Source organism: Streptomyces sp. (assembly GCF_036566765.1).
Lineage (GTDB): Bacteria > Actinomycetota > Actinomycetes > Streptomycetales > Streptomycetaceae > Streptomyces.
The window spans coordinates 1-2,264 of record NZ_DATCVQ010000212.1; the positions used below are offsets into that span (position 1 = coordinate 1).

Below are 2,264 nucleotides of genomic sequence, written 5' to 3' on the forward strand. Positions count from 1 at the left end.
CCAGGCCGGGGAGACGTCGTTCCCCGAGTTCGTCCGCAGCTGCTGGGACGCGGGCATCGTCTGGTACGACGTCGACACCACGGCCCGCACCTGCACCTACTACGGAACCGCCGGCGACTCCTACACCGAGGACTACCCGGCTGTCACACTGCCCTGAGCCCCGACGCGACGGGGATCCGGCGCGGATCGAGCCGCTGTTGCCGGACCGGACGCCGAGGCCGGGTGGGCGGTGGCGTGATCACCGGCAGGTGATCGACGCGATCGCGTTCAAGTACCGCACGGGGACATCGTGGATGGACCTGCCCGAGAGCTTCGGCTCGTGGAAGGCGCCTACAGCGGGCTGCGGAGGTGGGCGATCGACGCCACCTGGGAAAGCGTCTTCGCCGCCCCGCTCGCCCAGGCCGATACTGAGGGCGACCTGGACTTGGTCGTCGCGGTCGACTCACCAGCACGCCGCCGGGGCCGCCATCAGGGCCCGCGAGTCGGCTGATCACGTCCTCGGGCGGTCCCGGGCGAGGGGCCATGAAGGTCCGCCTTGCCACCGACGGACCGCCGGCCGTCACTCGCATGCCCGGTCAGGCCGGTGACGCACCCGCATTCGCCTGGATCATGGCCCGCTTACGCGTGGCCAGACCGAACTCCGCCGTGGTCCCCCAGCCACGCCTTTAACTGAGTTGCCATGCCTGATCACACCTTGAGGAGAGCGGCCGTGCATGTCCACGCCGGTCGGAGCCCCCGAGGAGGCTCCGACCGAGGTGACTCGGCTGATCAGGCGTTGCCGGGCCTCGCTTGGCCGAAGCTATGAGGCGTCGTTCATCCGCGGCGCGGCCCTGCCCGCCGAAGGCGGCTGTCTCGCCAAGTGACGCTCCCGGTCGCCAGTTCGCGCATCATGCGGTCGGCGCTTCGAGCAGCCGGGTGCGGAACAGGTCGAGCACCTGGTCCAGGGCCTCGCGGGTCCGCTGCCCCGGCGCGTCGATCAGGTGCTCCGTCAGGACGGAGTGCGGCGCGAGATACGCGTCCGGGTTCGCGGTGGAGTCGTCCAGCTCGACCGCGACGAAGGCGTCGCCGAGCTCGCGGTGCAGGAACGCGAACCGCTCTCCTGGCACGAACTTGTCGCCCTTGAAGCGCAGCCCCAGCACCTGAAGCCCGTCGCGTTCGCAGCGCCCGCGGACGACCGCCAGCTCCTCCGGGCTGATGTCGATGGTGTGCGCCCGGCCCGGAATGCTCGCCAGCGGCAGCGACGGTTGCGACAGCACCGGTGCCAGGAGCCGTTCGTCTGTGGCCATGGCCAGCGCGAACCCGCCCGTCAAACACATGCCCACGGCCCCGACGCCCGGTCCCCCGCAGCGCTCGTGCTCGTGGGCGGCCAGGGCGCGCAGCCAGGTCACCACGCGCGAACTGCGGCCCGTGGCCAAGACGGTGAACTCCCGGCTCACGCATACCTTGGCTATCGACGTGTTCACGTACAGCGCCGACGCGAGCCGGCCGCGCGCGCGGGGGTTCGGATCGCGGCCGGGCCTGCCGAACAGCACCGGCAGTACGGCCGTGCAGCCAAGGTCCGCCACGCGTTCGGCGAACTCCAGCACCTTGGGTGTGATGCCCGGGATCTCCGCCATCACGATCACCGCGGGGCCGGTGCCGCGGCGCAGAACCTGCCGTGTGGTGCCGTCGTGGGTGAACGTGCTCTGATCAAAACCCGTCAGGTCATGGTCTGCCATGGTCACATCCTCCACGCGACCGCAGGCTCCGCCGCCACGACATTCCCGACTGTGGCGAACCTCGCGCGGCACTCCCGCTTGGCAGACGCGGACACTACCCCGCTGGGGTGCGCGTTTCGCCGAGTACCGAGGGGATTCAACGCCTCAGCCCATCGCGCGAACAACCGCCAAGGTCAGGGCGATACCGGCCGTTGCACCCAGCACGAGAGCGGTGATGGCCGCCGCCCGGCCGACGCCCTGCTCGAACGGGACACTCGGCACAACCTTGTGCAGCGCAGGTGCCACCACCGCGATGAGACCGAAGCCGACGCCAAGCTGCCAGTACGTCACGCCCGAGCACTAGGCACGAAAGCGACCTCCGCAACCACTGGGTTCCACGGCGAAGCCCATCACGACGAGGAACAAAGCGCTGGCATACACCGCGCCAAACAGCGTCGTCACGCCGAAGTCGACACGCCGTGCTCTGGCAGAACTGTTGCCGTCACCTGCCACGTCGCCCCCCAAGCGCGCTGAACCAAGGGCTCGGAGTCTACTGCGTCGGTGCTG

At 69.8% G+C, this 2,264-nt stretch carries 4 protein-coding genes and 1 pseudogene; 3 read left to right on the forward strand and 2 right to left on the reverse strand.

Annotated elements, in window-relative coordinates; genetic code table 11:
• The 3 genes and pseudogenes from VIU94_RS12265 to VIU94_RS12270 form a co-directional block, all read left to right on the forward strand.
• Positions 1–157: DUF1398 family protein (locus VIU94_RS12265; protein WP_331910632.1), on the forward strand; the 157-nt coding region annotated here is incomplete at its 5' end.
• A 40-nt stretch (positions 158–197) separates the two neighbouring features.
• Positions 198–266, forward strand: a pseudogene (locus tag VIU94_RS44690) (hypothetical protein); the annotation flags it as partial.
• Positions 267–319: 53 nt separating this feature from the next.
• A complete protein-coding gene (locus tag VIU94_RS12270) occupies positions 320–490 on the forward strand; it encodes a hypothetical protein (protein WP_331910626.1) in 171 nt (56 codons plus the stop codon).
• 397 nt (positions 491–887) lie between these two features.
• Here VIU94_RS12270 and VIU94_RS12275 read toward each other — a convergent pair whose 3' ends face one another.
• Together VIU94_RS12275 and VIU94_RS12280 are read right to left on the reverse strand one after the other, a co-directional pair.
• Complete coding sequence (locus VIU94_RS12275) at positions 888–1,718, reverse strand: dienelactone hydrolase family protein (protein WP_331910628.1); 831 nt, start codon at positions 1,716–1,718, stop codon at positions 888–890.
• 144 nt (positions 1,719–1,862) lie between these two features.
• A complete protein-coding gene (locus VIU94_RS12280) occupies positions 1,863–2,048 on the reverse strand; it encodes a hypothetical protein (protein WP_331910630.1) in 186 nt (61 codons plus the stop codon).
• Between the last annotated feature and the right edge of the window lie 216 nt (positions 2,049–2,264).

Excerpts from the sequence above, each read along its gene's own strand:
- VIU94_RS12275 (WP_331910628.1), bottom strand. The coding sequence starts at position 1,718 with ATGGCAGACCATGACCTGACGGGTTTTGATCAGAGCACGTTCACCCAC.